The organism is Flagellimonas flava (assembly GCF_050617915.1).
In the GTDB taxonomy this organism is placed as follows: domain Bacteria; phylum Bacteroidota; class Bacteroidia; order Flavobacteriales; family Flavobacteriaceae; genus Flagellimonas; species Flagellimonas flava_A.
The window spans coordinates 201,721-227,643 of record NZ_JBODQE010000002.1 but is presented as its reverse complement, the minus strand read 5'-3'; the positions used below and the strand labels follow the sequence as shown (position 1 = coordinate 227,643).

The following is a 25,923-nucleotide window of genomic DNA, read 5'->3' as shown; positions in this document are numbered from 1 at the left end:
ATCGGATGAAAGCGAGCTACTCAAAGTACATTCTACAATTTAAAATACCCAGCGGGACCTCCCGAGGAGTGATGACTGAAAAGGAAACCTGGTTTCTCTGTCTTCAGCAAGGAGCTAAAAAGGGAATTGGGGAATGCGGAATCCTTAGAGGCCTAAGTGTGGATGATGTGCCGCATTACGAGCAAAAATTGGCCTGGGCCTGTGATAATATTCACCTTGGCAAAAAAGCGTTATTGGAGGAGTTGTTGGAATTCCCGTCCATCCAATTTGGATTGGAACAAGCCTATTTGTCCTTGGAATCAAATCATCCAATGGAATTGTTTACCACGGATTTTGTTCAGAAAGAATCTCCCATTCCAATCAATGGTTTAATTTGGATGGGCGATGAGAACTTCATGCTTTCCCAATTGGAGGAGAAACTGGGGTCTGGCTTTCATTGCATCAAAATGAAAATTGGAGCCATAGATTTTAAAAAAGAATTGACCATTTTAAAATCCATCAGAAAAGTTTTTGGCCCCGAAGAGATTGAACTTCGTGTAGATGCCAATGGCGCTTTCAAGGCATCCGAAGCTTTGGACAAAATCCAGCGTTTGTCGGAATATCAGCTACATTCCATTGAACAGCCCATAAAGCCCAAACAGTGGGATGCGATGGCGAAGCTTTGTGAAACAACTCCAATACCCATTGCCTTGGACGAAGAACTGATAGGAGTTTTTGATGTAACGGAAAAGACAAAAATGCTACAAACCATTCAACCGCAATACATAATTATTAAACCCAGCTTGATAGGCGGTTTTGGAGGTGGGCAGGAATGGATAGATTTGGCGCAAAAACAAGATATAGGTTGGTGGATTACCAGCGCCTTGGAAAGCAATATTGGACTAAATGCCATAGCGCAATGGACCTATACGTTGGGAACCAAAATGCCCCAAGGTTTGGGAACAGGTAGCTTGTTCACCAACAATATAGAGAGTCCACTGGAAGTTTCCGATGGAAAACTGTTTTACCGCTCGGACAAAAAATGGAATATGAACTTAATTGATAATTTATGTACATAGCACAAGGATATAATGGGGATATAGGACTTTGGAAGTACCTTTTTTTGCCCCTCGGCTTTATTGGATTGATGGCCGTTAATTATGTGATGACCATTAATTCTCCGATCAGTGTGGAGGATGCTATGCAGCAAATGATCAGCGAATGGGGTTCTAATTTGGTTTTGATCCTGGCCTTGGTTCCATTGGCTGTGGGCTTTTTTGTGGTATTGGGATGGACCAAATTGATTCACCAGCAATCCATTACCTCCCTGACCACCTCTCGTAAAAAGATAGATTGGAAGCGTATCTTTTTTGCTTTCGGATTATGGGGTGGGGTAACGATCTTGATTACGGCCATTGACATTTATTTTTCTCCAGATCAGTATGTCTTGAATTTTGACATAGCAAAATTCCTCTCGTTGGCAGTAATTGCCATTTTACTGATTCCATTGCAGACGAGTTTTGAGGAGTATTTGTTCCGAGGACATATGATGCAGGGTTTGGGGATTGCCACGGGCAGACGATGGATTCCGTTGTTGGTTACCTCTGCATTGTTTGGAGTGATGCATGCGGCCAATCCCGAAGTGGAAAAATTGGGAATGGGGATTATGGTGTATTACATTGGAACTGGACTTTTCCTTGGTATTTTAACCCTGATGGATGAAGGCTTGGAATTGGCCTTGGGGTTCCATGCTGCCAATAATTTGATTACCGCGCTTTTGGTAACCGCGGATTGGACGGCCTTCCAAACCAATTCCATCTACAAAGATATTTCTGATCCCGTTATGGGATATGATGTGCTGGTTCCTATTTTTGTGGTCTTTCCATTGCTGTTGTGGTTCTTTGGCAAAAAATACAAATGGACCAATTGGAAGGATAAATTGTTTGGTCGTGTGTTGACCAAGGAAGAATTCGTAGCTTCGAATGATGCGGAATCCCTCATGGCATAAAATACATCCTAGTTTTAAGCTTAATGGCATTCATTATGCTTGTAATGAACTGCCTGAGGTAGGCTATAGTTTGATTAAGGAAGGTGTCCCATTTGAGAAATCAATAGGCGATTTTTTGGTGGAGTGGGGGATGGAAACTGCCACTGTGGTTGTTCAAACCTCTGGTTCCACAGGAACACCAAAAGACATTGCCTTGAAAAAGGAGCACATGGTCAACTCCGCTTTGGCTACGGGTTCGTATTTTAATCTTGAGCCTGGAAATTCCGCTCTTTTATGTTTACCCTGTTCCAGCATTGCTGGCAAGATGATGTTGGTCAGAGCCATGGTGTTGGGGCTGGAACTGGATTATGTGGAACCCTCGTCCATGCCTTTATCAGGAATCCGTAAGACCTATGATTTTTCCGCCATGGTGCCCCTACAAGTAGGAAAGTCCTTGGTTCAATTGAATCAAATTAAGAGCTTGATTATTGGAGGTGCTTCTGTTTCATTTGGATTAAAAGAGAAACTGCAAACGGTTTCCACGACCTGCTATGAAACTTACGGAATGACCGAAACTATCTCTCACGTTGCAGTAAAAGCAATTCAAAATTCAAAATTCAAAATTGAAAATTCTGGGAATCCAATAGTCGAACAATCCAATAATCGAACCATCCAACAATCCAACTTCTCTGCCCTCCCCAACATCACCTTCTCCCAAGACTCACGAAGCTGTTTGGTTATCGAAGCCCCCAAAATCTCCGATGAGCTTGTTGTCACCAATGACATAGTAGAACTCATCAGCAAAACTGAATTCCAATGGTTGGGACGATATGATTCCGTCATCAATTCTGGAGGGGTAAAGCTAATTCCTGAACAGATAGAGAAAAAGTTGGCGTCGTTGATTCCCTCACGCTTTTTTGTAGCCGGAATCCCGGATAAAACTTTGGGCCAGAAGCTCGTTTTGGTAATCGAAGGAGAAGAAAAGGATAGCTCCGAATTGCTTCAGCAAATAAAATCGTTGGAGGATTTGGATAAGTATGAAGTACCTAAAGACATCCTGTGTTTATCAAAGTTCATCGAAACGACGAGTGGTAAAGTAGATAGACTCAAAACAAAAGGTGCTGTTTTGAGCTAGTCTAACCCAAATAAACGCTTCCCTTTTAATTTTGACCTACTTACTCATTCCCAATTTCCTTCTGTTGTAATTGACCCTAGGTTTGATACAAATCCTAAAAACTGTGTCAATTATGAAAAATCAAATTACATTTCTGATCATAACATTCCTTTGCAGTTTTAGTCTAAGCGCTAAAACCATCACAGGGGTTGTTACGGACGAGCAAAATCTTCCCTTGCCGGGAGCTACGGTACTTGTTAAAGGAACCTCTAAAGGAACCCAAACCGATTTTGATGGTAAGTATAGTCTTGAAGCCAACCAAGGTGAAACTTTGGTTTTCGCTTACATTGGTTATGTTGTCAAAGAAGTCAAAATTGGGACAACTAACATTATCAACGTTAGCCTTGAACAAGATTCCGAAATGTTGGAAGAGGTGGTGGTGGTCGGATATGGCGTTCAAAGAAAAAGCAAGGCCATATCTTATTCCGTGAAAAGCGTGGCGCCTTCCCCGGCTCAAATTGCGAGGCAAAAAAGAAAGGATTATCACAATTCCATTGCTCAAGCACTTAGTGGGAAAGCCGCAGGAGTAAACATCTCAAATTCTTCAGGAAATGCTGGTAATAGTCCTCGGATAGTAATAAGAGGAATGAGTTCCATTAAAAGGGCCAAAGACCCACTTTATATTGTGGATGGAGTACCCATCAAAAAGGAGAATACCCCTGTAGTTTCCCAAATAAATTCAGAAGAAATTGAGAAGGTAAATGTGTACAATGGTGCCAAAGCAAGAAAACTCTTTGGTTCCTCAGCCAAAAATGGCTGTGTGGTCATCACCACAAAAAAAGGGAACTATCAAATTGAAAATGATGAAAAATATGCCCAAATCCATGAGAATCAATTTGAACGGGTATCCTTAAGCCCCTTGTCCACCTTCTCTATCGATGTGGATAAGGCTTCCTATAGCAATGTAAGACGGATGATCAACAATGGCCAACAAATTCCAGTGGATGCGGTCAAGGTGGAGGAAATGGTGAATTACTTCAATTATAGCTATCCCCAACCTAAAGAACATCCATTTTCCATTACCACCGAGGTTGCAGGTACCCCTTGGAACCCTGACACTAAACTGGTTCGCATTGGGCTTCAAGGCAAGTCTTATACTGATGATGAATTGCCTCCTTCCAATCTTACCTTCTTGATTGATGTTTCAGGTTCCATGTCCAGCCAGAACAAGTTGCCCCTTCTAAAGTCCGCTTTCAAGTTGTTGGTAAATCAGCTAAGGGAAAAAGACAAGGTGTCCATTGTAGTCTATGCTGGTGCAGCAGGGGAGGTACTGCCTCCAACAAGAGGGAGTCAAAAAGAAAAAATTAGAAACGCTATTGAGAACTTAGAAGCTGGTGGGTCTACAGCTGGAGGAGCAGGAATTAAACTGGCCTATAAATTGGCGCAGAAAAATTTCATCAAGAATGGTAACAACCGCGTTATTTTGGCAACAGATGGAGATTTCAATGTAGGGCCCTCGAGCGATAAGGACATGGTAAAACTCATCGAAGAAAAGAGAAAAACAGGAGTGTTTTTATCCGTATTGGGTTTTGGAATGGGCAATTACAAAGATTCCAAAATGGAAAAATTGGCCGACAAAGGGAATGGGAACCATGCTTATATTGATACCATGCAAGAAGCACAAAAAGTCTTTGGCAAAGAGTTTGGCGGAACTTTGTACACCATAGCCAAGGATGTAAAAATCCAGGTAGAATTTAATCCAGCACTTGTACAGGCATATCGACTCATTGGATACGAAAACAGATTGTTGGCGGATGAAGATTTTATTGATGACACCAAAGATGCTGGAGAACTGGGAAGTGGGCATACGGTAACTGCTTTGTACGAAGTAATCCCAAAGGGTTCCAAAAGCGATTATTTAAAACCAGTACATGATTTGAAGTATACGCAAAAATCCGAGGCAACAGTCTCCAACGAACTGCTAACGGTTAAGTTCAGGTACAAAAAACCTGATGGTGATGTGAGTACAGAAATTACCCAAGTGTTGGAAAACAAAAACTCTGAAGTTTCTCCAGACTTTAATTTTGCCGCTTCCGTAGCCCTTTTTGGATTGCATTTACGTAAATCCCAATTTACCAATGGCGCATCCTTGGAAGATGTGGTCAGCTTGGCCAGAAAAGGAATGGTCAACGACTCGGAAGGGTATCGGGCTGAATTTATCCGATTGGTAAAATCCTATTCAGACAGTATGTAAGCAAAGTGCCTTCGGGCACTTTTTTTATGTTTTTGAAATGGCGTATTTTAAGGGAAATATTTCCAACATGCAAAAACTTGTCTGCCGCTTCTACCTTTTACCCCTTCTTCTTTTACCCTTTACGCTAAATTCCCAACAAATCCTTCCCGAACAGGAAAGAGCGAGGGTGGTGGATGAAATTCTGGAAGAGCGCTTCAATACCTTGCTTCCCACTTTAATGGATCAAACAGGACTGGATATGTGGATTCTGATTTCCCGAGAGTATAATGAAGACCCTGTTCTCAAAACCATGCTACCCGCCACTTGGCTGAATGCCAGAAGGAGAACCATCCTGCTATTTTATCGAGATAAAGCAAATGACACCATAGATAAACTTGCAGTGGCGCGGTACAATGTAGGCAAGAGCATCCAATCCGCTTGGGACAAGGAAAAGGAACCCAACCAGTGGAAACGTTTGATTCAGCTTATTGAAGAGCGTAATCCAAAAAGTATTGGGCTTAATTTTTCCAAGGATCACAACATAGCGGATGGATTGGACAAGACGGACTATGATGAATTTATGGCCAACCTTCCCAAAAAGTTTCATTCTCGGATTATATCGGCTGAACAGTTGGCGGTTAGATGGATAGAAACCAGAACCCCAAGGGAAATGGTCATCTATAACCAGTTGGTGGATATTACACACGATATTATAGCGGAAGCATTTTCCGAAAAAGTGATTACCCCAGGAATAACCACCACCACGGAGGTAGAGTGGTGGATGCGCCAAAAAGTGACCGATTTGGGGCTTGAAACTTGGTTTCATCCCACAGTGGATGTACAGCGCACTAGCGAGGAATTGGTAAGCCATTTGTATTCCTTTTCGGGGCGACCTGACGATTTGGTCATTCAGCCGGGGGATTTATTGCATTGCGATTTTGGTATTACCTATTTGCGCTTGAATACCGATTGCCAGGAACTGGCTTATGTACTTAAACCCAAGGAAACTGCAGCTCCTTCCTACTTGGTAAATGCACTCTATGATGGAAATCGAGTACAGGATTTTCTAACGGAAAACATGATCAAGGGTAGGACGGGCAACGAAATCTTGGCCAAAGCCTTAAGCGATGCCAAAGCAACAGGATTGCGCCCAGCTATTTATACCCATCCTCTTGGATCCTATGGACATTCTGCGGGGACAACTATTGGAATGTGGGACGCCCAAGGTGGGGTAATGAAGGATGACGGGGATAATTATCCTCTTAATCCAAACACGGTTTACGCCATAGAACTAAATACTACTGTAAACATCCCTGAATGGAAAAGGGATATTCGGGTGATGTTGGAAGAAGCAGGGTTTTATGGAGAGGATGGATTCAGGTATGTAAATGGTAGGCAAACCGAGTTGCTCCTAATTCCCCGAGTAAAGGAACATCAGGGGAATTAAGTTGCAAAATAGCCGATGGTGTAGGTCAATTGTTGGTTCTACTGGCATCGAAGCAATAAAATTGCTAATTTGTATAGCGTCAATCATAAAGAACTGCAAAATGGTAAAATCAAAAAAAGTTGTACTCGTAATTAGCCTGGTGTTTGCGCAAGTATCCTTAGGGCAGATAAAAAATGTTCAGGGCAGCGTTACCGATGGAAAAGAACTTCTAGAAAACGTCACCGTTAGTATCAAGGACACGGATATTGGTGTAAAAACAGATAGTCAGGGAAAATATCAGATTGAAGTGCAGGAAGGAGAAACCTTGACTTTCAGTTTTATGGGAATGAAAACGGTTGAGATTGTAGTGGAAGATGTAACCGAGTTCTTGAACGTTTCACTTAAAAGTTGGGTTGAGGAACTTGATGAGGTGGTGGTATCCAAACGAAGAAAAAAGTCGCAACAAGAACTTTTTCAGGAGTACGGTACAAATAAAGATTTAATAAAGACCTCTTTTGGCATATTGGACAAAGAGAGTTTGGGTCATTCCTTAAAAATTATTGATGGGGACGACCTTAGTCCTGCGGGTCAGGATTTTGTGGATGCCCTGGAATCTTGGATTCCGGCTTCGGTGGTTTTTAGACCGAGTGCATTCCGTATTGCAGCCCAAGGCTCCTTGACTCAATTACGAAAACAGGGGAGGCCGACGGATCTCACAGCTCCGGTTTTGTACCTACCACGGGCGCTGAGGCATCCCAAACCCCTTCCGGCACTATATGAAATAGATGGCGTTGTGACTACCGTTCCCCCTACTTTTTTGCATACTTCGGAAATAGAACGAATCGCCGTATTGGAATCCTTGGCAGGTCTTGCAAAATATGGTACTCTGGGGGGAGGGGGAGTGGTCATTATCAATACCAAAACGGGTAACTTCAGCCCCAACAGGACTCCCGAGAGAGAGCCTCTGAACCCAGCCTTACTTCGGGACAATTATTTTGAGGACAAGGATGTGGTGCTGGAATCCAGTCTGGAAACTCCTATTTATCTAGAGAAGATTGCGGAAGCCAAGAATCAAAAAGAGGCAAGGGACAGTTATGAAGACATGGAAAAAATGTATGCCAACTCTCCCTATTTTTATTTGGATTGCTTCACCTATTTTTCGGAGCGGATGGGGGATGACAAGTTTGCACTTCGGATGGTAGAGACATTGGAGGAGCGTTTTGGTACAGACCCTACTGTTCTAAAGGCCTTGGCCTATAAACTGGAAGCCCAGGGAATGCATCAAAAGGCGCATGAAATCTACATAAAGGTTTTTAAACTTCGACCTGGTTACGTGCAGTCTTATAAAAATTTGGCCTATAGTTTTAAGAGCATTGGCGAAGTGGAAAAAGCGGCTGCGTTATATGCTAGATATAACTACCTGATTGGAGAGGATATTTTGGGGGAATCCAAGGAATTTGAATCCGTCATGGACAAAGATTTCAGTAACCTGCTTGTACTCAACGGTTCAAAATTATCCAAGTTGGCTGGAAAGGGCATTGGCGACTCTGACGATTTTGATGGTACCCGATTGGTTTTTGAATGGAATGATGGGGAAGCGGAATTTGAAATTCAGTTTGTGGACCCTAACGGACAGTACTTTACCTGGGCCCATTCGCTGGATGCAGATCCAAATCGAATTACAAAGGAGAAACAAGTAGGCTTTTCCAGTGAGGAATACCTCATTTACAAACCGCTTAATGGAACTTGGAAGGTGAATATTAAATATTTGGGCAACAAACAACTTACCCCTGCGTATTTGAAAACTACTGTGTACCATAATTTCAATACGAAAAATCAAACCAAGGAAATCAAAGTTTTTAAGCTACGGGCAAGAGATGTAAATCAGCAATTGTTTGCGCTTAATTAAAAATCACGGACCCACTATGAAGACTAAACTGATTTGGACTTTCTTGTTATGCTTTGGAATGACCTTCGGCTTAATCGCTCAAGAAATTAAGAATGTGACTATCTGTTGGGATGTTTCGCATTCCATGCAGGACAGGGATTTGGAAAAGGAGTTTTACTTTTTGGATGCCTATTTCAAAACCGTTCAGAATGCAGCTGTCAGCCTATTGCCTTTTAGCAATGAAATAGTTTCCAAGAATCAATTCACGGTTAAGAACGCAGACTGGTCGGCGGTAAAAGATAAGCTCAAAACTTTCAAATATGATGGAGCGACTTCTTATGCCTCCTTGGGCGATTATGTGGGAAGCGGCGATGTCTTGTTATTTACAGATGGAAAGCAGAACCTGGATTCATCTTCACCCAGCTTTGAAGGCGAACTTTATATTGTCAATAGCAAAAAGGATTTTGATAGGGCCAGTCTTAATTTGCTATCTATTGTAAACAATGGTAATCTGATTAATCTAACCGAAAAGAAAGCCAATACGGATACAGATGGGGATGAGGTAAGTTACTCTGGAACCGTTTATGGTGGGGCCGCTGGTTTGGCTGCTGTGGATGTGTACATTAAAGAAGAACCTGCTAATAAGGTTAGCACGGATAACCAAGGTTCTTTTCAAATTAACGCACCAGAGGGAAGCACACTTGTCATAGCCTATAGGAATCGAATCACAGAACATGTTTTGGATGAGGTCAAAAACTTGGATTTTTCCGTAAGTGATGGAGAAATTCAACTTCAGGAAGTGGTTGTGACCGAGGAAGTTGGGAATGATGAACCGGAAGAAATCACCACCGCGTATGGGAAAGAAAACAAAGATAAAATTGGTTATGCGGTGCAATCTATCAAGGAAGATGCCATTCCTGATGCCGCCACCACTGCCAATACTGCAGTACAAGGAAAATTCTCAGGAGTTAGTTTGGGTCAAAATGAAGACCTGAGTCAAACTAAAATGCGACCCAGCAATTCCATTTTGGGCAACAATTATAGCTTGATCGTTATTGATGGAGTACCCATGGAACGCTCCAATTCTTTTACCGGAGAAATAGCTGGTACCGGTTTTATTGATCCACGTAATATTGCAGAGGTCACCGTATTAAAGGGACTGGCAGCCACTAATCGATACGGTAGTATGGGTGCCAATGGGGTACTCATGATCACTACAAAAACTGCCATTGTGGATGGCCCAAAGGGCCAGAAAAAAGACTTGGCCCGATTGACCAACAACGTTTACGACGGAAAGTTAAAGGTGAACAAAAAGAGCTTGGTAACGCCTTATCTTAAGGAATTGAAAAATGGAAAAAGTGTGCAGGAGGCCTATGATTTATACTTAAATCAAAGAGGAAAATATTGGGACACCCCTGAATATCTTGTGGACGTGGCTTCCTTCTTTTATAGTTCCGACAAGGGCTTGGGCAACCGTATACTGTCCAACACTTTGGAAAAACCAACGCCAGGTTATGAGGAATTAAGGGGAACCTATTTAAAATCCATGGAAATCGGGAACCATGAATTGGCCTTGGTGGCAGCCAACAAAATGATTACGGATTTCCCCAATAAGATTCAACCTTATCTGGATGTGGCCAAAGCGCAGGAAAAGTTGGGTAACCATCAAATGGCCTCCAACCTTTACAATGCTATTTTGGATGGAAGTGCCAATCCCAAGGTAAATTTTCTAGGCTTGGAAAAACTGGTGGGTGCAGATTTAAGGAATTTGGTCAATCAGGAACGAAAACACTTGGATATATCCAAGGTGTCCTCCTCATATCGAAACAATCTCACGTACAATGCCCGATTGGTTTTGGAATGGAACAATACCGATGCTGAATTTGTGGTTCAATTTGTAAACCCGCAAAAACGCTTTTTTAACTGGGAGCATACGGTGGCTGCGGATAGAAAACGGATCATGGATGAAATTCAACATGGTTTTGGCAGCGAACAATTTGAAATTGTGGGGCCTGAAACCGTGGGCGATTGGATTTTAAATGTCACCTACATGGGCAATAGAACTTCTGGCAATAAGATGCCAACCTTTTTAAAGTGCACGGTGCAATACAATTTTGGTAAGGCCAATCAGTACAGCGAGGAATTCCTGGTACGACTACAGGAAAATGGCGATGAGCAGCAATTGGCCAAATTCGCTGTCCAATAACTAGACCTGCAATACTCCCATGTTGAATTTTTTATCCGTGGGGCTGTGATTGGCGGCCTCAATTCCCATTGAAATCCATTTTCGGGTCTCCAAAGGATTTATAATGGCATCTGTCCACAACCTGGCCGCGGCATAGTAGGGTGATATTTGGTTGTCATAGCGTTTTTTAATGTTGTCGAACAATGCCTTTTCCTTTTTGGCATCCAAGGTTTCCCCATTTTTCTCCAAAGACGCCTTTTCTATCTGTAAAAGTACTTTGGCCGCAGAATTCCCACTCATTACCGCCAATTCTGCACTGGGCCATGCCACAATCAGTCTTGGGTCATAGGCCTTTCCACACATGGCATAATTTCCAGCTCCGTAGCTGTTACCAATGACCACGGTAAACTTGGGAACCACGGAATTACTAACAGCATTGACCATTTTTGCACCATCCTTGATGATGCCGCCATGTTCACTTTTACTCCCCACCATAAATCCGGTTACATCTTGTAAGAAGACCAACGGGATTTTCTTTTGGTTGCAATTGGCGATGAAGCGCGTAGCCTTATCAGCCGAATCGGAATAAATAACCCCACCAAATTGCATTTCGCCTTTTTTGGTCTTGACCACCTTCCGTTGGTTGGCCACAATTCCAACGGCCCAGCCATCTATTCGGGCATAACCGGTAAGCAAGGTTTTACCATAACCTTCCTTGTATTGCTCAAATTCTGAATTGTCCACCAAACGCTTGATGATTTCGAGCATATCGTATTGATCACTTCGGGATTTGGGAAGGATGCCATAAATGTCCTCTTCTTTTTCTGCAGGACTTTGAGCCTCAATTCGGTTATAGCCCGCTTTTTCGAACGAGCCTATCTTACCAACTATATTCCTGATTTTGTTCAAGGCATCCTTGTCATCCTTGGCTTTGTAATCCGTCACTCCACTGATTTCCGAATGGGTAGTGGCACCGCCTAAAGTCTCATTGTCTATACTTTCGCCAATAGCGGCCTTTACCAAATAACTTCCAGCAAGGAAAATACTTCCGGTTTTGTCCACGATCATGGCTTCGTCACTCATAATGGGCAAGTAGGCACCTCCAGCCACACAACTTCCCATGACGGCAGAGATTTGGGTAATTCCCATACTGCTCATGACCGCGTTGTTTCTAAAAATCCGTCCAAAATGTTCCTTATCGGGGAATATCTCATCTTGCATGGGCAAATACACCCCAGCACTATCCACCAAGTAAATGATAGGTAGTTTGTTTTCAATGGAAATCTCTTGGGCCCTGAGATTTTTCTTTCCTGTTATAGGGAACCAAGCTCCCGCTTTTACCGTGGCATCGTTGGCCACCACCACGCATTGCTTCCCTTGGATATACCCAATCTTGACCACCACACCTGCACTGGGGCATCCACCGTGCTCCTCGTACATGCCTTCTCCAGCAAACGCTCCAATTTCTAGCTGATCGGAATTTGCATCCAACAGATAATCAATGCGTTCCCGTGCTGTCATTTTTCCTTTAGCGTGGTGCTTTTCAATTCTTTTCTTGCCACCACCAAGCTTAGTTTGGGCCAATTTGTTACGGAGTTCGGAAAGTTTAAGCTTATTGTGATCTTCGTTTTTATTGAAGTTTATATCCATAATTTCAATATGATTTCATCGTCCCGCTAAAGATAAGGAGTTATAATCATTACTTTTGATCTCTATGGATTCAAAGATTAAGTGGGGCATTATTGGCCCAGGAAACATTGCCAGAAAATTTGCGTCGGATTTACTCTTGATTGAAGATGCTCAAATAAGTTCAGTAGCCTCAAGAAGTCTTGAAAAGGCGGAAAAATTTGCAACTGAATTTAATGCGGAACACGTCTTTGATAGTTACGAAGCACTGTTTACCTCCAAAACTGTGGACATTGTTTATATAGCCACACCCCATAACTTCCACAAAGATTTGTCCATTCAAGCCATGCGTCATGGCTTGGCTGTGCTCTGCGAAAAGCCAGCTGGAATCAATCGGGGAGAGGTTGAGGAAATGATAGAAGTGGCAAAGGAGAACCAGGTATATTTTATGGAAGGATTGTGGTCACGTTTTAACCCCTCCATCCAAAAGGTAAAACAACTGGTGGATGAAGGTAGTATTGGGGAACTGGGCTATCTGCATGCAGATTTTGCCTTTTATGGTTTGGATCGTGATGCTGATTCTCGGGTATTGAACCCAAACTTGGCATCCGGTTCTTTATTGGATATTGGAATTTATCCCATTTTTTTAGCCTATCTCCTTATGGGCAAACCTGATGAAATTCATGCTGTTTCCAATTTTCATCCAAATGGAACCGAAGTGCAGACTTCAATAATTTTTCAATATCCCAAAAGCCAAGCTGTGCTGTACAGTGGAATTAGCAGTAATTCTAAAATGGAGGCGGAGATATCGGGAAGTGAAGGAACCTTGTTTCTTCAGCCTAGGTGGCATGAGGCTTCTGCTTACACTATCGATAAAAAAGGAGTGCAGGAAACCGTAGAACTTCCTATCCAGGGCATTGGATTTGTTTATGAAATTGAGCATGTACATCATTGCCTGCGTAAGCAGTTATTGGAGAGTCCTTTATGGTCGCACCAGCACAGTTTGGACTTGGTGGAGCTTTTGGATACCATCAGACAAAAGGCGGGGATAAAGTTTCCTTTTGAAGCTTAAACTTGCCTCTGTCACTTTTGGTTCTTACATTTTTTACGATATTTGATTTTCTACTGAACTAATGATATGGGAATGAACAAAAATACGGTGCTGGCTTGGGCCACTTGGATTATGATCTTGGTAGGTTTGGGTATGATCGCACTTGGGGCTTTTAAATATGATGAGGTGGCGGGTTACGGATTTGCTTCCGTTGGCATAGGATTCTTTGCTATTGCATGGGTCTTTAACGCGCTCAAAGGCCGAGTTTAATTTCCTTTTTACATAATTCTAATAACAACCTAATGTCAGACGATAAGAAGGTCATTTTTTCAATGTCCGGGGTGACCAAGACTTTTAAAACGGCCAACACCCCAGTTTTAAAGAATATATATCTCAGTTTTTTTTACGGCGCCAAGATTGGAATCTTAGGACTTAACGGTTCGGGAAAATCCACCTTGCTGAAAATCATAGCTGGGGTTGACAAGAACTACCAAGGCGATGTGGTTTTCTCTCCGGGATATACGGTAGGGTACTTGGAACAAGAACCTCAATTGGATGAGGAGAAGACCGTTCTTGAAGTCGTGAAAGAGGGAGTGGCCGAGACGGTTGCCATATTGGACGAGTACAACAAGATCAACGATATGTTTGCATTACCTGAAGTCTACGAAGATGCGGACAAGATGCAAAAGTTGATGGACAAACAGGCTGCCCTCCAGGATAAAATTGATGCTTCCAACGCATGGGAACTGGACACCAAACTGGAAATAGCCATGGACGCATTGCGTACTCCTGAATCGGACAAAAAGATTGGGGTACTTTCTGGTGGGGAGCGCAGAAGGGTTGCTCTTTGCCGATTGTTGTTGCAAGAACCGGATGTATTGCTGCTGGATGAGCCTACCAACCACTTGGATGCGGAATCAGTACATTGGTTGGAACACCATTTGGCCCAATACAAGGGAACCGTTATAGCGGTGACCCACGATCGTTATTTCTTGGACAATGTTGCAGGCTGGATTTTGGAATTGGATAGGGGAGAAGGCATCCCATGGAAAGGAAATTATTCCGGTTGGTTGGATCAAAAGGCGAAGCGTCTGGCCCAAGAGAGCAAGCAGGCATCCAAACGTCAAAAAACCTTGGAGCGCGAGCTGGAGTGGGTGCGTCAGGGAGCTAAGGGAAGACAGACCAAACAAAAGGCCCGTCTGAAGAACTACGACAAGCTTTTGAGCCAAGATCAAAAACAACTGGAAGAAAAGTTGGAGATCTATATCCCCAATGGCCCCAGGTTGGGTACCAATGTAATTGAAGCCAAAGGGGTAAGCAAAGCTTACGGCGAGAAACTACTTTACGAAGATCTGAATTTCAATTTACCCCAGGCTGGAATTGTAGGTATCATTGGTCCTAATGGTGCTGGTAAGACCACCATTTTTAGAATGATCATGGGCGAAGAAAATCCAGATAAGGGTGAATTTTCTGTGGGTGATACGGCCAAACTGGCCTATGTGGATCAAAGCCATTCCAATATTGACCCCGACAAAACCATTTGGGAAAATTTCAGTGATGGACAAGAATTGGTGATGATGGGAGGGAAGCAAGTCAATTCCCGAGCCTATTTAAGCCGATTTAATTTTTCAGGGAGCGAACAGAACAAAAAAGTCAACATGCTTTCCGGTGGGGAACGCAACAGACTCCATTTGGCAATGACCCTCAAGGAAGAAGGAAATGTGTTGTTGCTGGATGAGCCCACCAACGATTTGGATGTTAACACATTAAGGGCTTTGGAAGAAGGATTGGAAAATTTTGCTGGCTGTGCAGTGATTATTTCCCACGATCGATGGTTCTTGGATAGAATTTGTACGCATATCCTTGCTTTTGAAGGAGATTCCCAAGTGTATTTCTTTGAAGGTTCCTTCTCTGATTACGAGGAGAACAAAAAGAAACGCTTGGGCGCGGATATCATGCCCAAGCGTATCAAATACAAAAAGTTGATTCGTTAGAATCAACCAACGGATTTACTGTTCTGATTCCAAGCTTTTAAGTGCCCGTTGCAGTAGACTTTTAGCATCTTCAATATAGGCTTTTTGATGGTGCTCCAGGCTATTGGGGTCGTTTTCCTTTTCAGGTGAGCTTTGTTTGAAGCCATTTCTGAATTGGATTAAATCTGAAATAGCCTTCTCCGCTCTGGTCAATTTATCATTGGCATGTTTATCAAAAACCTTGAGCATTTCCAGCTCCATGGAATTCTTGTCTACTTCGGAATCGGCATAAGCTTCATGCTCCAGGGTTGTATCGGCACTATCCTCAACCACTGTTTCGGGCACAACGCCAAGAGTGCATTCATCCAGAATGGTGATCAGTTCATTGATCAATCCCATCGATTTCTTGGAAAAAAAGCGTCCAGCATCCCAATCCACAGGTTCTATGGCCTTGTTTAGGGCTTCTATGGCATCCAATCGCTTATCTTCGGATTTAGCACAAGCGCATTCTGCCATAAAACTCTCGGATTTTTCCAAGGCGATCAAAGCCCTTTCGGCATAATACATTTGATGTTCAAAATTGGTTGCGCCCATGGCCTTTTTGGTATGGCTTAGTCCATAGGTGATTTTGGCATAGAAATTATCACACTGATTGGAAAAGGAAAAATGCGCCATTAAAAGGCACACTAGGGCAAACAAAGAAGAGTGTTTGTTAATCATGGTTAAGTACTGATTTGGGTTGGTACTCTAACCTTAACGAAATTTGGGCTTCAATATTTTATGCGATTAAAATTCATCATTAGGATACCAGTCCAATTGCACTACCTCAATATTTGGATTTCCGTTGTTGACAATGGTCTTAAACATTTTCACGTCGCTTACGTTGGGTCTACCCCTGTAGTGATATGGATAGATCTCTTTAGGCTGAAACTCTAAAACAGCATCTGCAGCGCTGTAAACGTTCATGGTGTACGGCAGGTTCATACATACAAAGGCCTTATCAATATTTTTTAAAGCCCTCATTTCAGGGATATCTTCGGTATCCCCAGAAAAATAGAGCCGTTGCCCTTCCATATCAAGCACATAGCCATTGCCTCTCCCTTTGGTATGAAATTTAAGGGCTTCTTGGCGAAGATTATACATGGGTATTGCCTCTATCGTAATTCCGTACCGTTCTTTAGAATCCCCATTGTGCAATACATCGATTTGGGGGGTAAATTCTTGGGGCATCTTATCAGCTACTGCTTGCGGTACCATAATCTTGGCTTTGTGCGTATCCAGTTCTTGTATGGTCTCCAAACTAAAATGGTCTCCATGAATATCTGTGATGAGAATGAGATCGGGGAGTTCTTGGCCCTCAAAGGCCTTTTTGCCACCCACTGGATCAATATAGATGGTGATTTCGTTCCATTCCAAGACGGCCGTTGCATGCTCAATAGGGATTATTTTGACGTCTTCCGTTTTCGGTTTTTCCACAATCATGACGGCTTGCCCCATGGATTTGGGGCCTGCCCCACATAAAAAAAGGAAAAAAGATAGGATTGTTAATAATTTTTTCATGAGACAAAATTTTAGAAAGCCCTTTAAAATTAGTACATCCAGACTATATGTCCATATTTTTTTAACATAGTTTACATGCAAATGATCCAAATCAAAAACTATAGCGTATATAACTCAGAACACAATTGATCAAATCACTTAATAGCAAGAATCAATTAATTTAAAAGTTATGACTGAAACAAAAAGTAACAACGGATTAAAGGTAATCGCAGGTTTGTTGGCTGTGGTTCTTTTGGGGACCATTATCTATACGGTTAGCCTTTACCAGGATAAGAAAAAAACCACTACTGCTCTTACGCAGGAGAAGGAATTGGTTGTAGAGGATTTGAACAACCTAAAATCTGAGTACGACAAAGCAATTTTGGAGAGCAACGCTACCAATGAGGAATTGGTTGCCGCTCGTGACAACATTGCTAAATACATTGATTCTGTACAAGGAATGAAAGCTGATATCGCTTCTCTTTCAAGATACAGAAGACAAGTAAGTGTACTTAAGGCTGAAAGAGAAAAATTATTGAAGCAAGTAGATTCTTTGACTACTTCCAACACCTTGTTGGCTATGCAAAGGGACAGCACTTTTGTAGAGTTGGAAAAGCAAACCGTATTTAACGATTCTTTGGTTGTACAGAACACTCAATTGGCCGATGCCGTTGAAAGAGGATCTGCACTAAGCCTTTCTACTTTTACTGTTGATGCCGTAAGGGAAAGAAACAGCGGTAAATTGGTTTCTACTTCTAGAGCAAAGGCTACTGACAAGTTTAAAGTTTGTTTTACCGTTGCTGACAACGTAATTGCTGAAGCCGGTGACCGTGAGTTCTTTATTGAAGTGTTGGATCCCCAAGGAAATGTATTGGGAGACAGCTTCTCCAAATCTAGCGAAGAAGGTGCTTCCATTACCTATAGCAAAGGAACCAACTTTTACTATGAGAACAGCTCTTTGGATGTATGTGATTACATCAATAAGCCTGCTTCCGATTTCCAAAAAGGAAACTACATGGTAAATGTTTATGACGGTGGATTGAAGTTATTGGGAACTTCCAAATTCGCTCTAAAATAGTATACACTATCCACATTTTACAAAAAAGCCCGATCTGTAATGGATCGGGCTTTTTTATTTGAGGGGTATTTAAATTACTTTAAACTACCCACCATGTCTTCAGGTTTTACCCAAGCATCGTATTCTTCAGGGGTAACGTATCCCAAATTAATGGCTTCCTCCCTTAAAGTAGTGCCATTTTTATGAGCTGTATTGGCAATTTCTGCTGCCTTATAATATCCAATTTTGGTATTCAAGGCCGTCACCAACATCAATGAGTTGTTCAGCAAAGTTTTAATGACTTCATGATTCGGCTCAATTCCAACTGCGCAGTTCACGTCAAAACTTACACAACCATCTCCGATGAGTTGGGCTGATTGCAAAATGTTTGCTGCCATCATGGGCTTAAAGACGTTTAGTTCATAATGGCCTTGCGTACCACCTACGGACACAGCAACATCATTACCCATTACTTGGGCGCAAACCATAGTCAGTGCCTCGCATTGGGTAGGGTTAACCTTTCCGGGCATAATGGAGCTTCCGGGTTCGTTCGCGGGAATAATAATTTCTCCAATACCGGATCTAGGTCCCGAAGCCATCATACGGATATCGTTGGCAATTTTGTTCAGGGAAACGGCCAACTGTTTTAAAGCACCATGGCTCTCAACGATTGCATCGTGCGCAGCTAGGGCCTCAAATTTATTCTCAGCCGTTTTGAAAGGTTGTCCGGTAAATTCTGCAATGTATTTGGCTACCAAAACATCATACCCCTTGGGCGTATTCAATCCAGTTCCAACAGCGGTTCCTCCCAGAGCAAGCTCACTCAAATGTTCCAGTGTATTCTTCAAAGCTTTCAGACCATGGTTCAATTGTGAAACATAACCGGAAAATTCCTGACCCAAGGTTAGGGGAGTGGCGTCCATCAAGTGTGTACGTCCAATTTTGACCACATCCTTGAACTCCTTGGATTTTTTATCCAAAGTATTCCTTAATTGTTCAACTCCAGGGATGGTTACCTCAACAATTTTTTTGTATGCGGCAATATGCATTCCCGTAGGAAAGGTATCGTTGGAAGATTGACTTTTGTTGACATCATCATTGGGCTGAATGGTTTTTTCTCCTTCACCAATTTTCTTACCAGCAATCTCATGTGCCCGGTTGGCAATCACCTCGTTCACATTCATGTTGCTTTGGGTTCCAGAACCGGTCTGCCAAATGACCAAGGGGAATTGTCCATCGTGCTGCCCTGCGAGGATTTCATCACAAACTTGACCAATCAAATCCCTTTTGGATTCAGCGAGAACTCCCAGTTCATGATTGGCATAGGCAGCGGCTTTTTTCAAATAGGCAAAACCGTATACCACCTCCAAGGGCATAGAGGCAGGGGCACCAATTTTAAAATTATTACGGGAACGTTCCGTTTGGGCTCCCCAATATTTGTCAGATGGGACCTTGACTTCGCCCATCGTATCTTTTTCAATTCTGAAACTCATTTTTGCTTTTTTAAGGATATGCAAATTTAGGGGTTCAGTCATTTATTTTACATGACATATGTCCAAATCAACATTTTTTGAATACAGATTTGTTTTTTTTGATGAAATGAAGGTATCTTTGCCAAACAAAAGCAAACCACATGTTCGAATTTGACCAATATTTAGGATTTCTAGCATTTTTAACCATCTTGACCATAGGTTTTTGGTTGATGATTTTCTTATTGACTTTTGTAGTACCTTACTGGTTGTTCGGCAACCTTAAGGAAATGTACCAGGAAAGACGTGAGGCCAAACGCGCCAAACGAAACGAATAGATAAAAAAAAGCCCCCGAAATTTTCGGGGGCTTTTTTTATGTTTTGGATTTCTTTTTATCCTTCTTCTTCTTTTTCTTCTTTTTGGCCTTGAACTTATTTTTCTGCAGTTCTATATAGGCCAAGTATTTGTCTTCCGGGAGGCCCGCCTTCATCTCCGAATCTTGGCGTTCCTTTATTTTTTCCACTTCTTCCCGCATTTTTTCAGGCTCCAGCTCCAAGATTTGAAGTTCAATACGCTGTTGGACGGATTTGACCAGCGTGGTTCTTACCACAGCAACTTCAAAAGGATCCAATCCAAGTTCTTCGGTAATCTTTGGCATTTCAAGGTCCACAATTTCTTCTGCGGTAAGCGGATCGGCCTTTTTGGGTGGATCTGCCGCCTGGGGGATAGTACTGCGTTGTCTACCATATCTGCTACCGTAGCCATAGCCATAAGGACTCCCGTAGCCATACTGCGCTACCAAATCATTCACACAGAACAAGCCCAATAGCGTGGCCAATATATATAAGGTTCGTGTTTTTTTCATAATCAAAAACAGAATTGTTTATCGTTGTTTTTCAATGGATTACCCTAGCCCAACAAGATACTAATTTTATCTGCAGGTCTTCCTATGACCGCCTTATTATCTTTTACAATAATAGGTCGCTCAATCAATTTTGGATATTGTACCATAGCATCAATAATTTCAGAATCCGTGAGACTTTTACCCTTGAATTGTTCTTTCCACACAGCTTCATTTTTACGAACCAATGCCTCTGGTGAAATGCCCAAATAACCAATTAGGGTTTCCAACTCTTCTCTCGAGGGAATTTCTTCCAAATACCGTACCACTTCAAAAGATTCGCCGCTGTTTTCCAAAAACTCAAGTCCTTCGCGCGACTTTCTGCATCTAGGGTTGTGATATATTTTTATCATCTTTTTTTCAATTAACAATTAACAATGTACAATTATCAATATAGTTTTAAGTTCCAAACACCAAACACCAAACACCAAACACCAAACACCAAACACCAAGCACCAAACACCAAACACCAAACACTACTCCTCTTTCTGCCCCATCATCATTAAAAAGGCCTTCAAAAAAGGATTGATTTCCCCGTCCATCACCGCATCCACATTACCTGTTTCCTCAGAGGTACGTACATCCTTGACTAATTTATAGGGGTGCATCACGTAATTTCGGATTTGTGATCCCCATTCAATCTTCATTTTGGATGATTCAATCTCTGCTCGGGCTTCCTGTTTTTTGCGAAGCTCAATTTCGTACAATTGGGATTTCAACATTTTCATGGCCGTAGCCCGGTTATCGTGCTGTGATCTGGAGTCTGAACATGAAATTTGAATTCCAGTAGGCTTGTGCACCAGTTGAACCTTGGTTTCCACCTTGTTCACATTTTGTCCGCCAGCGCCACTAGATCGTGCCGTTGTTATTTCAATATCCGCTGGGTTTACCTCAATTTCAATCGTGTCATCCACAAGAGGGTACACATACACAGATGCAAAGGAAGTATGTCTTTTGGCATTGCTATCGAATGGGGATATACGTACCAAGCGATGCACCCCATTTTCCCCTTTCAACCAGCCGAATGCAAACTCACCTTCAATTTGGAGGGTCACTGTTTTGATTCCGGCCACATCCCCTTCCTGATAGTTGAGTTCTTTGACCTTGTATCCATTTTTCTCACTCCACATCAAGTACATGCGCATCAGCATGGATGCCCAATCGCAACTTTCCGTACCGCCCGCTCCAGCAGTAATCTGAAGTACCGCTGTAAGCTCATCTCCCTCCTCGGAAAGCATGTTCTTGAACTCCAGGTTTTCTATGGATAACAGGGCTTGGTCATATTGAGAGTTGACCTCCTCTTCTTCAACTTCCCCAGCTTGGAGAAACTCCATCAAAACTTCCAAATCACCCACCAAAGATGTGGCGAAATTGTAATCTTCCACCCATTTTTTCTTGGATTTCAAGGCTTGCATTTGTTGCTGTGCTTCTTGCGGGTTGTCCCAGAATCCGGGAGCTGCAGTTTTCTCCTCTTCGTTTTCTATTTCGATGAGTTTGGCATCAATGTCAAAGATACCTCCTTAACGCGCCAAGGCGTTCAATAAGATCTTTTTGCTGATCTGTGGTAATCATAGAATTTATTTCAGGCAAAAATAAGGTTTCAATGCAGTCAGACAACGAAATTTATATAATTTTAGCTAGAACTAATTCGAATATGAAAAAATACATTCCTGCTCTCCTCGCGATTGCCGTTTACTCCCAATTTTCAGTTGCCCAAAATTTTGAAAAAGCCAAGGATTACCAAAAGTTCAATGGGTATTTCAATTTTTATTACGATGATGCTTCCGACAAAATTTTTCTTCAAGTGGATGATCTGGAAAAGGAATTTCTTTATGTGTATTCCCTGAGTAGCGGAATTGGAAGTAACGATATAGGTCTGGACAGGGGACAATTGGGAAATGAGCAGGTAGTTTATTTCAAAAAAACGGGAAACAAGCTGTTGCTGATTCAACCCAATTTGACTTTTAGGGCGATTACCGAGAATGAACTGGAGCGCAAATCCGTGGTACAGGCTTTTGCAAAATCTGTGCTGCATGGATTTAAAATAGAGGAAGAATCAAAAGGGAGTTATTTAATAGACATGACCGACTTTTTGATGCGTGATGCCCATGGGGTTTCTGCAAGATTGAAAAACACCAAACAAGGTTCATATAGCTTGGATAAATCCAAAAGTGCCTTGGCTTTTGAGCGTACAAAGGCCTTCCCAAAAAATGTGGAATTTGATGTTACCCTTACGTTTAAGGGAAATGCACAAGGGGACTGGATACGATCTGTAACTCCAGATCCTTCGTTGGTCACAGTTGCACAACACCATTCCTTAATTGAATTACCGGATGACAATTATGAAAAAAGAGAGTTCGATCCTCGTTCAGGGTCTAACCTGTTCTCGTATTATGATTATTCAACGCCCGTGCAAGAACCTATTCTAAAAAGGTATATATCAAGACACCGCTTAAAGAAGAAAAACCCCAATGAGGAGGTGAGCGAAGCTGTTGAACCTATCGTATATTACCTTGACAATGGAACCCCGGAACCTGTTCGCTCTGCGCTTTTGGATGGTGGTCGATGGTGGAACCAAGCCTTTGAGGCCATAGGATACAAAGATGCCTTTCAGCTTAAAATTTTACCGGATGATGCGGATCCAATGGATGTAAGATACAATGTGATACAATGGGTGCACCGGTCCACAAGGGGCTGGAGTTATGGTATGAGTGTGAAGGATCCCAGAACAGGAGAGATTATTAAAGGGCATGTTAGCTTGGGCAGTTTACGTATTCGCCAAGACTTTTTAATAGCCCAAGCATTAATGAACAAACCCTTTGCAGAACGGGACGATAACTATCAGCCCATGTTGGAAATGGCACTTGCCAGGATTCGTCAGTTATCTGCACATGAAATTGGACATACCTTGGGATTTGCCCATAATTTTGCTGCCAGTACCAATAACAGGGCTTCAGTAATGGACTATCCCCATCCACAATTTGAGTTGAAGGATGGAACTATCGACTTCTCAAATGCCTACGATACTGGCATAGGGGATTGGGACAAGGTAACGGTTGCCTACTCCTATACTGATTTCCCAGGTGGTACGGATGAACGCGCAGGACTTAATGCCATTTTGAAAAAAGCCCAAGATGATGGACTTCGGTATATATCCGATCAAGATGCCCGACCTAGGGGTGGATCGCATGCTCTTGGACATCTTTGGGACAATGGCAAAAATGCCGCCCAAGAATTGGAAAGGGTAATGGAAATAAGAAAAACCGCAATCTCCAATTTTTCCATGGATAACATTCGGACGGGGGAACCCAATTCAGTTTTGGAGGACGTCTTTGCTCCCTTATATTTCTTCCATAGATATCAAACCGAAGCTGTTTCCAAGCTGATTGGCGGTTTGGATTATAATTATGCCACCAAGGGAGATGGACAACACACCGTGCGCACTATTAGCGCTGCCAGACAAGAGAATGCGTTGGAAACCATCCTTTCTACCTTGAATGCTGCAAACATAGCTTTACCTAAGGACAAACTGGCACTGTTCCCTCCGAGAGCCATTGGGTATGGAAAAACAAGGGAGTCCTTTAAGGGTAGAAGCGGAGTGGCTTTTGATGCGCTATCCGCAGCCGAAACTGCCGCAGATATGACTTTGGGATTGGTATTGCATCCTGAAAGGGCTTCGCGCCTCATCCAACAAAAAAGTCTTGATAAAGACCAATTAGGCTTGAATGCTGTTTTGGAAAATACCATTCAAAAAACCTTTGATGAATCACATCGTGATCCCTATCTGCAGGAAGTACAACAAACAATCAACTTTAGGGTATTATATCATATCATGAATTTGGCCGCCAACAAAGAGGTGCATCCGCAAGTAAATGCCATTGCCAATGAAACGCTAAGAAGTTTGAGGTCTTCTTTGTTAAGTAAAGGGAAAGGCACGATTGCAGCAGAGACAGTGAGACGTATTGATGCCTTTATGAATGCCCCAGCCAAGTTCAAACTGATTGCAGTGCCCAAAATTCCGGATGGTTCTCCTATTGGGATGGATTGTTTCCATTAGAGTTTGTCAAATTCCAATCATCTAACAATCCAATAATCCAAAACAGCAAATGGAAATTAACCTTATAAGCGATACAGTCACTCGCCCAACCCCAGGGATGTTGGAGGCCATGATGACCGCCAAAGTAGGGGATGATGTGTTTAAAAATGACCCCACCGTGAACGCTTTGGAAGAAAAAGTTGCTGAATACTTTGGTAAGGAAGCTTCCCTGTTTTTCCCCAGTGGCTCCATGGCCAATCAAACAGCCATTAAATTGCATACGCAGCCTGGAGAACAGCTTATTTGTGATAAGTACGCCCATGTGTTTAATTATGAAGGAGGAGGGGCAAGTTTTAATAGTGGGGTGTCCTGCAGATTAGTAGATGGAAATCGCGGAATGATGACCGCTGTTCAGGTTGAGGAGTCCATAAATCCACCCGACTTTTATCACAGTCCCTTGTCTACCTTGGTTTGTATAGAAAATACGACGAACAAAGGAGGTGGAGCGTGCTGGAATTTTGAAGAATTAAAGAAAATACGGCAGGTTTGCGATCAAAACCAGTTGCATTATCATTTGGATGGTGCCCGACTTTGGAATGCACTAGTAGCCAAAAACGAGAATCCCAAAGACTACGGCGACCTCTTCGAGACCATAAGCGTGTGTTTTAGTAAGGGGTTGGGATGCCCAGTGGGCTCGGTCTTGGTTGGCTCAAGGGAGGCCATGGACAAAGCGCTTCGGGTGCGTAAAATTCTTGGAGGTGGAATGCGGCAATCGGGATTTTTGGCGGCAGCCGCCATTTATGCCATGGATCACCATATTGATCGTTTGTCCGAGGATCATGCAAAGGCCAAGGAAATTGGGAATGTGCTCCAAAGATTGGATTTTGTCCAAAAGGTAGAACCCATTGAAACCAACATCATTATTTTTGAATTGAATGAATCCAAAATGACCTCTGATGCCTTTTTGGGAAAACTGACCGAAAACCAGATTTCCATCATAGGAATGGGGCAAGGGAAATTGCGGATAGTCACACATCTGGATTACACCCAGACAATGCACGATCATTTTATAAAAATCCTCAAAACTATAGGTTGATTGCCTATTTAAAAAGGGAATCCATTCCAGGTATATTGGGCATACCCTCTTTGGCCACAGCGGCCAATTCCGTCTCATTGACCTTGGTGGCCTGTTCTATGGCTTTATTCAGTGTTAGCACCAAATAATCTTCCAATTGCTCTTTGTCTTCAAGTAGACTATCATCAATGGCAATTGATTTTAGTTCCCTATTGGCGGTAATAGTGATTTTTAGTAACCCGTCTGAGGATTCCTCATCAATCAACACGGTATTCAAACGTTCCTTGGTTTGCTTAACCTTTTCTTGGGTCTCCTTGAGTTTACCCATCATTCCCATAAAATCTCCAAACATGATATAGTATAGTGTAAATTCAGGTCAAAAG

At 42.5% G+C, this 25,923-nt stretch carries 22 protein-coding genes; 14 read left to right on the top strand and 8 right to left on the bottom strand.

Going from position 1 to position 25,923, the window contains the following annotated elements:
- Positions 1 to 5 precede the first annotated feature (5 nt).
- From ACRHOZ_RS06790 to ACRHOZ_RS06760, 7 genes are all read left to right on the top strand, one after another.
- The gene (locus tag ACRHOZ_RS06790; protein WP_431123767.1) at positions 6 to 1,058 is read left to right on the top strand and encodes an o-succinylbenzoate synthase; all 1,053 of its coding nucleotides are present in this window, start codon (positions 6 to 8) and stop codon (positions 1,056 to 1,058) included.
- Positions 1,049 to 1,987: a lysostaphin resistance A-like protein gene (locus ACRHOZ_RS06785; protein ID WP_431123765.1), complete on the top strand. Its 939-nt coding sequence runs from the start codon at positions 1,049 to 1,051 to the stop codon at positions 1,985 to 1,987. The genes ACRHOZ_RS06790 and ACRHOZ_RS06785 overlap by 10 nt, the downstream gene beginning before the upstream one ends.
- Positions 1,962 to 3,101, top strand: coding sequence for an AMP-binding protein (locus tag ACRHOZ_RS06780; protein ID WP_431123763.1), 1,140 nt, complete (start codon positions 1,962 to 1,964; stop codon positions 3,099 to 3,101). The genes ACRHOZ_RS06785 and ACRHOZ_RS06780 overlap by 26 nt, the downstream gene beginning before the upstream one ends.
- 112 nt (positions 3,102 to 3,213) lie before the next feature.
- Positions 3,214 to 5,334: a YfbK domain-containing protein gene (locus tag ACRHOZ_RS06775; protein ID WP_431123761.1), complete on the top strand. Its 2,121-nt coding sequence runs from the start codon at positions 3,214 to 3,216 to the stop codon at positions 5,332 to 5,334.
- 67 nt (positions 5,335 to 5,401) lie between these two features.
- Positions 5,402 to 6,760, top strand: a complete 1,359-nt coding sequence (locus ACRHOZ_RS06770; protein WP_431123759.1) for a M24 family metallopeptidase — start codon at positions 5,402 to 5,404, stop codon at positions 6,758 to 6,760.
- A 100-nt stretch (positions 6,761 to 6,860) separates the two neighbouring features.
- The gene (locus ACRHOZ_RS06765) at positions 6,861 to 8,648 is read left to right on the top strand and encodes a carboxypeptidase-like regulatory domain-containing protein (RefSeq protein WP_431123757.1); all 1,788 of its coding nucleotides are present in this window, start codon (positions 6,861 to 6,863) and stop codon (positions 8,646 to 8,648) included.
- Between the two features lie 16 nt (positions 8,649 to 8,664).
- Complete coding sequence (locus ACRHOZ_RS06760) at positions 8,665 to 10,833, top strand: TonB-dependent receptor plug domain-containing protein (RefSeq protein WP_431123754.1); 2,169 nt, start codon at positions 8,665 to 8,667, stop codon at positions 10,831 to 10,833.
- On the opposite strand, the gene ACRHOZ_RS06755 is transcribed toward ACRHOZ_RS06760, so the two are convergent.
- The gene (locus tag ACRHOZ_RS06755; protein ID WP_431123752.1) at positions 10,834 to 12,462 is read right to left on the bottom strand and encodes an acyl-CoA carboxylase subunit beta; all 1,629 of its coding nucleotides are present in this window, start codon (positions 12,460 to 12,462) and stop codon (positions 10,834 to 10,836) included.
- A 64-nt stretch (positions 12,463 to 12,526) separates the two neighbouring features.
- On the opposite strand from ACRHOZ_RS06755, the gene ACRHOZ_RS06750 reads away from it, so the two are divergent.
- The 3 genes from ACRHOZ_RS06750 (at position 12,527) to ettA (ending at position 15,483) form a co-directional block, all read left to right on the top strand.
- Positions 12,527 to 13,510 (top strand): Gfo/Idh/MocA family protein, encoded by a 984-nt coding sequence (locus ACRHOZ_RS06750; RefSeq protein ID WP_431123750.1) that lies wholly within the window; start codon positions 12,527 to 12,529, stop codon positions 13,508 to 13,510.
- Between the two features lie 72 nt (positions 13,511 to 13,582).
- The gene (locus tag ACRHOZ_RS06745) at positions 13,583 to 13,759 is read left to right on the top strand and encodes a CAL67264 family membrane protein (protein ID WP_202619517.1); all 177 of its coding nucleotides are present in this window, start codon (positions 13,583 to 13,585) and stop codon (positions 13,757 to 13,759) included.
- 32 nt (positions 13,760 to 13,791) lie between these two features.
- On the top strand, positions 13,792 to 15,483 hold the full coding sequence (gene ettA, locus ACRHOZ_RS06740) for an energy-dependent translational throttle protein EttA (protein ID WP_422351334.1): 1,692 nt from the start codon (positions 13,792 to 13,794) through the stop codon (positions 15,481 to 15,483).
- A 15-nt stretch (positions 15,484 to 15,498) separates the two neighbouring features.
- Here ettA and ACRHOZ_RS06735 read toward each other — a convergent pair whose 3' ends face one another.
- Together ACRHOZ_RS06735 and ACRHOZ_RS06730 are read right to left on the bottom strand one after the other, a co-directional pair.
- A complete protein-coding gene (locus ACRHOZ_RS06735) occupies positions 15,499 to 16,182 on the bottom strand; it encodes a hypothetical protein (RefSeq protein ID WP_431123748.1) in 684 nt (227 codons plus the stop codon).
- 66 nt (positions 16,183 to 16,248) lie between these two features.
- Positions 16,249 to 17,022 (bottom strand): MBL fold metallo-hydrolase, encoded by a 774-nt coding sequence (locus ACRHOZ_RS06730; protein ID WP_431123746.1) that lies wholly within the window; start codon positions 17,020 to 17,022, stop codon positions 16,249 to 16,251.
- A gap of 169 nt (positions 17,023 to 17,191) precedes the next feature.
- Between ACRHOZ_RS06730 and ACRHOZ_RS06725 the strand changes: the two genes are divergently transcribed.
- Positions 17,192 to 18,079 carry a hypothetical protein gene (locus ACRHOZ_RS06725; RefSeq protein ID WP_431123744.1) on the top strand — a complete coding sequence of 296 codons (888 nt, stop codon included), beginning with the start codon at positions 17,192 to 17,194 and terminating at the stop codon, positions 18,077 to 18,079.
- A gap of 74 nt (positions 18,080 to 18,153) precedes the next feature.
- On the opposite strand, the gene fumC is transcribed toward ACRHOZ_RS06725, so the two are convergent.
- Positions 18,154 to 19,551: a class II fumarate hydratase gene (gene fumC / locus ACRHOZ_RS06720; RefSeq protein ID WP_431123741.1), complete on the bottom strand. Its 1,398-nt coding sequence runs from the start codon at positions 19,549 to 19,551 to the stop codon at positions 18,154 to 18,156.
- A 140-nt stretch (positions 19,552 to 19,691) separates the two neighbouring features.
- Between fumC and ACRHOZ_RS06715 the strand changes: the two genes are divergently transcribed.
- Positions 19,692 to 19,865 (top strand): hypothetical protein, encoded by a 174-nt coding sequence (locus ACRHOZ_RS06715; RefSeq protein ID WP_202619518.1) that lies wholly within the window; start codon positions 19,692 to 19,694, stop codon positions 19,863 to 19,865.
- Positions 19,866 to 19,901: 36 nt separating this feature from the next.
- On the opposite strand, the gene ACRHOZ_RS06710 is transcribed toward ACRHOZ_RS06715, so the two are convergent.
- The 3 genes from ACRHOZ_RS06710 to prfB form a co-directional block, all read right to left on the bottom strand.
- Complete coding sequence (locus ACRHOZ_RS06710) at positions 19,902 to 20,393, bottom strand: hypothetical protein (protein WP_420399443.1); 492 nt, start codon at positions 20,391 to 20,393, stop codon at positions 19,902 to 19,904.
- A gap of 44 nt (positions 20,394 to 20,437) precedes the next feature.
- The gene (gene arsC / locus ACRHOZ_RS06705; protein ID WP_431123738.1) at positions 20,438 to 20,782 is read right to left on the bottom strand and encodes an arsenate reductase (glutaredoxin); all 345 of its coding nucleotides are present in this window, start codon (positions 20,780 to 20,782) and stop codon (positions 20,438 to 20,440) included.
- A gap of 123 nt (positions 20,783 to 20,905) precedes the next feature.
- Positions 20,906 to 22,001, bottom strand: a protein-coding gene (gene prfB / locus ACRHOZ_RS06700; RefSeq protein WP_431123735.1) for a peptide chain release factor 2 whose coding sequence is annotated in 2 segments (ribosomal slippage) — positions 20,906 to 21,937 and positions 21,939 to 22,001 — 1,095 coding nt in all. Because the reading frame shifts where the segments join, the coding sequence is not laid out codon by codon here.
- Positions 22,002 to 22,083: 82 nt separating this feature from the next.
- Here prfB and ACRHOZ_RS06695 point away from each other — a divergent pair.
- Positions 22,084 to 24,486 (top strand): zinc-dependent metalloprotease, encoded by a 2,403-nt coding sequence (locus ACRHOZ_RS06695; RefSeq protein WP_431123733.1) that lies wholly within the window; start codon positions 22,084 to 22,086, stop codon positions 24,484 to 24,486.
- Between the two features lie 49 nt (positions 24,487 to 24,535).
- Entirely contained in the window at positions 24,536 to 25,561 is a 1,026-nt protein-coding gene (locus ACRHOZ_RS06690) for a threonine aldolase family protein (RefSeq protein WP_431123730.1), read from the top strand.
- 4 nt (positions 25,562 to 25,565) lie between these two features.
- On the opposite strand, the gene ACRHOZ_RS06685 is transcribed toward ACRHOZ_RS06690, so the two are convergent.
- Positions 25,566 to 25,892: a YbaB/EbfC family nucleoid-associated protein gene (locus ACRHOZ_RS06685; RefSeq protein ID WP_420399448.1), complete on the bottom strand. Its 327-nt coding sequence runs from the start codon at positions 25,890 to 25,892 to the stop codon at positions 25,566 to 25,568.
- Between the last annotated feature and the right edge of the window lie 31 nt (positions 25,893 to 25,923).

Bases quoted from the DNA above. Each gene is read 5' to 3' on its own strand.
- ACRHOZ_RS06790 (WP_431123767.1), top strand. From the start codon at position 6: ATGAAAGCGAGCTACTCAAAGTACATTCTACAATTTAAAATACCCAGC.
- ACRHOZ_RS06785 (WP_431123765.1), top strand. From the start codon at position 1,049: ATGTACATAGCACAAGGATATAATGGGGATATAGGACTTTGGAAGTAC.
- ACRHOZ_RS06780 (WP_431123763.1), top strand. From the start codon at position 1,962: ATGATGCGGAATCCCTCATGGCATAAAATACATCCTAGTTTTAAGCTT.
- ACRHOZ_RS06775 (WP_431123761.1), top strand. From the start codon at position 3,214: ATGAAAAATCAAATTACATTTCTGATCATAACATTCCTTTGCAGTTTT.
- ACRHOZ_RS06770 (WP_431123759.1), top strand. From the start codon at position 5,402: ATGCAAAAACTTGTCTGCCGCTTCTACCTTTTACCCCTTCTTCTTTTA.
- ACRHOZ_RS06765 (WP_431123757.1), top strand. From the start codon at position 6,861: ATGGTAAAATCAAAAAAAGTTGTACTCGTAATTAGCCTGGTGTTTGCG.
- ACRHOZ_RS06760 (WP_431123754.1), top strand. From the start codon at position 8,665: ATGAAGACTAAACTGATTTGGACTTTCTTGTTATGCTTTGGAATGACC.
- ACRHOZ_RS06755 (WP_431123752.1), bottom strand. From the start codon at position 12,462: ATGGATATAAACTTCAATAAAAACGAAGATCACAATAAGCTTAAACTT.
- ACRHOZ_RS06750 (WP_431123750.1), top strand. From the start codon at position 12,527: ATGGATTCAAAGATTAAGTGGGGCATTATTGGCCCAGGAAACATTGCC.
- ACRHOZ_RS06745 (WP_202619517.1), top strand. From the start codon at position 13,583: ATGAACAAAAATACGGTGCTGGCTTGGGCCACTTGGATTATGATCTTG.
- ettA (WP_422351334.1), top strand. From the start codon at position 13,792: ATGTCAGACGATAAGAAGGTCATTTTTTCAATGTCCGGGGTGACCAAG.
- ACRHOZ_RS06735 (WP_431123748.1), bottom strand. From the start codon at position 16,182: ATGATTAACAAACACTCTTCTTTGTTTGCCCTAGTGTGCCTTTTAATG.
- ACRHOZ_RS06730 (WP_431123746.1), bottom strand. From the start codon at position 17,022: ATGAAAAAATTATTAACAATCCTATCTTTTTTCCTTTTTTTATGTGGG.
- ACRHOZ_RS06725 (WP_431123744.1), top strand. From the start codon at position 17,192: ATGACTGAAACAAAAAGTAACAACGGATTAAAGGTAATCGCAGGTTTG.
- fumC (WP_431123741.1), bottom strand. From the start codon at position 19,551: ATGAGTTTCAGAATTGAAAAAGATACGATGGGCGAAGTCAAGGTCCCA.
- ACRHOZ_RS06715 (WP_202619518.1), top strand. From the start codon at position 19,692: ATGTTCGAATTTGACCAATATTTAGGATTTCTAGCATTTTTAACCATC.
- ACRHOZ_RS06710 (WP_420399443.1), bottom strand. From the start codon at position 20,393: ATGAAAAAAACACGAACCTTATATATATTGGCCACGCTATTGGGCTTG.
- arsC (WP_431123738.1), bottom strand. From the start codon at position 20,782: ATGATAAAAATATATCACAACCCTAGATGCAGAAAGTCGCGCGAAGGA.
- ACRHOZ_RS06695 (WP_431123733.1), top strand. From the start codon at position 22,084: ATGAAAAAATACATTCCTGCTCTCCTCGCGATTGCCGTTTACTCCCAA.
- ACRHOZ_RS06690 (WP_431123730.1), top strand. From the start codon at position 24,536: ATGGAAATTAACCTTATAAGCGATACAGTCACTCGCCCAACCCCAGGG.
- ACRHOZ_RS06685 (WP_420399448.1), bottom strand. From the start codon at position 25,892: ATGTTTGGAGATTTTATGGGAATGATGGGTAAACTCAAGGAGACCCAA.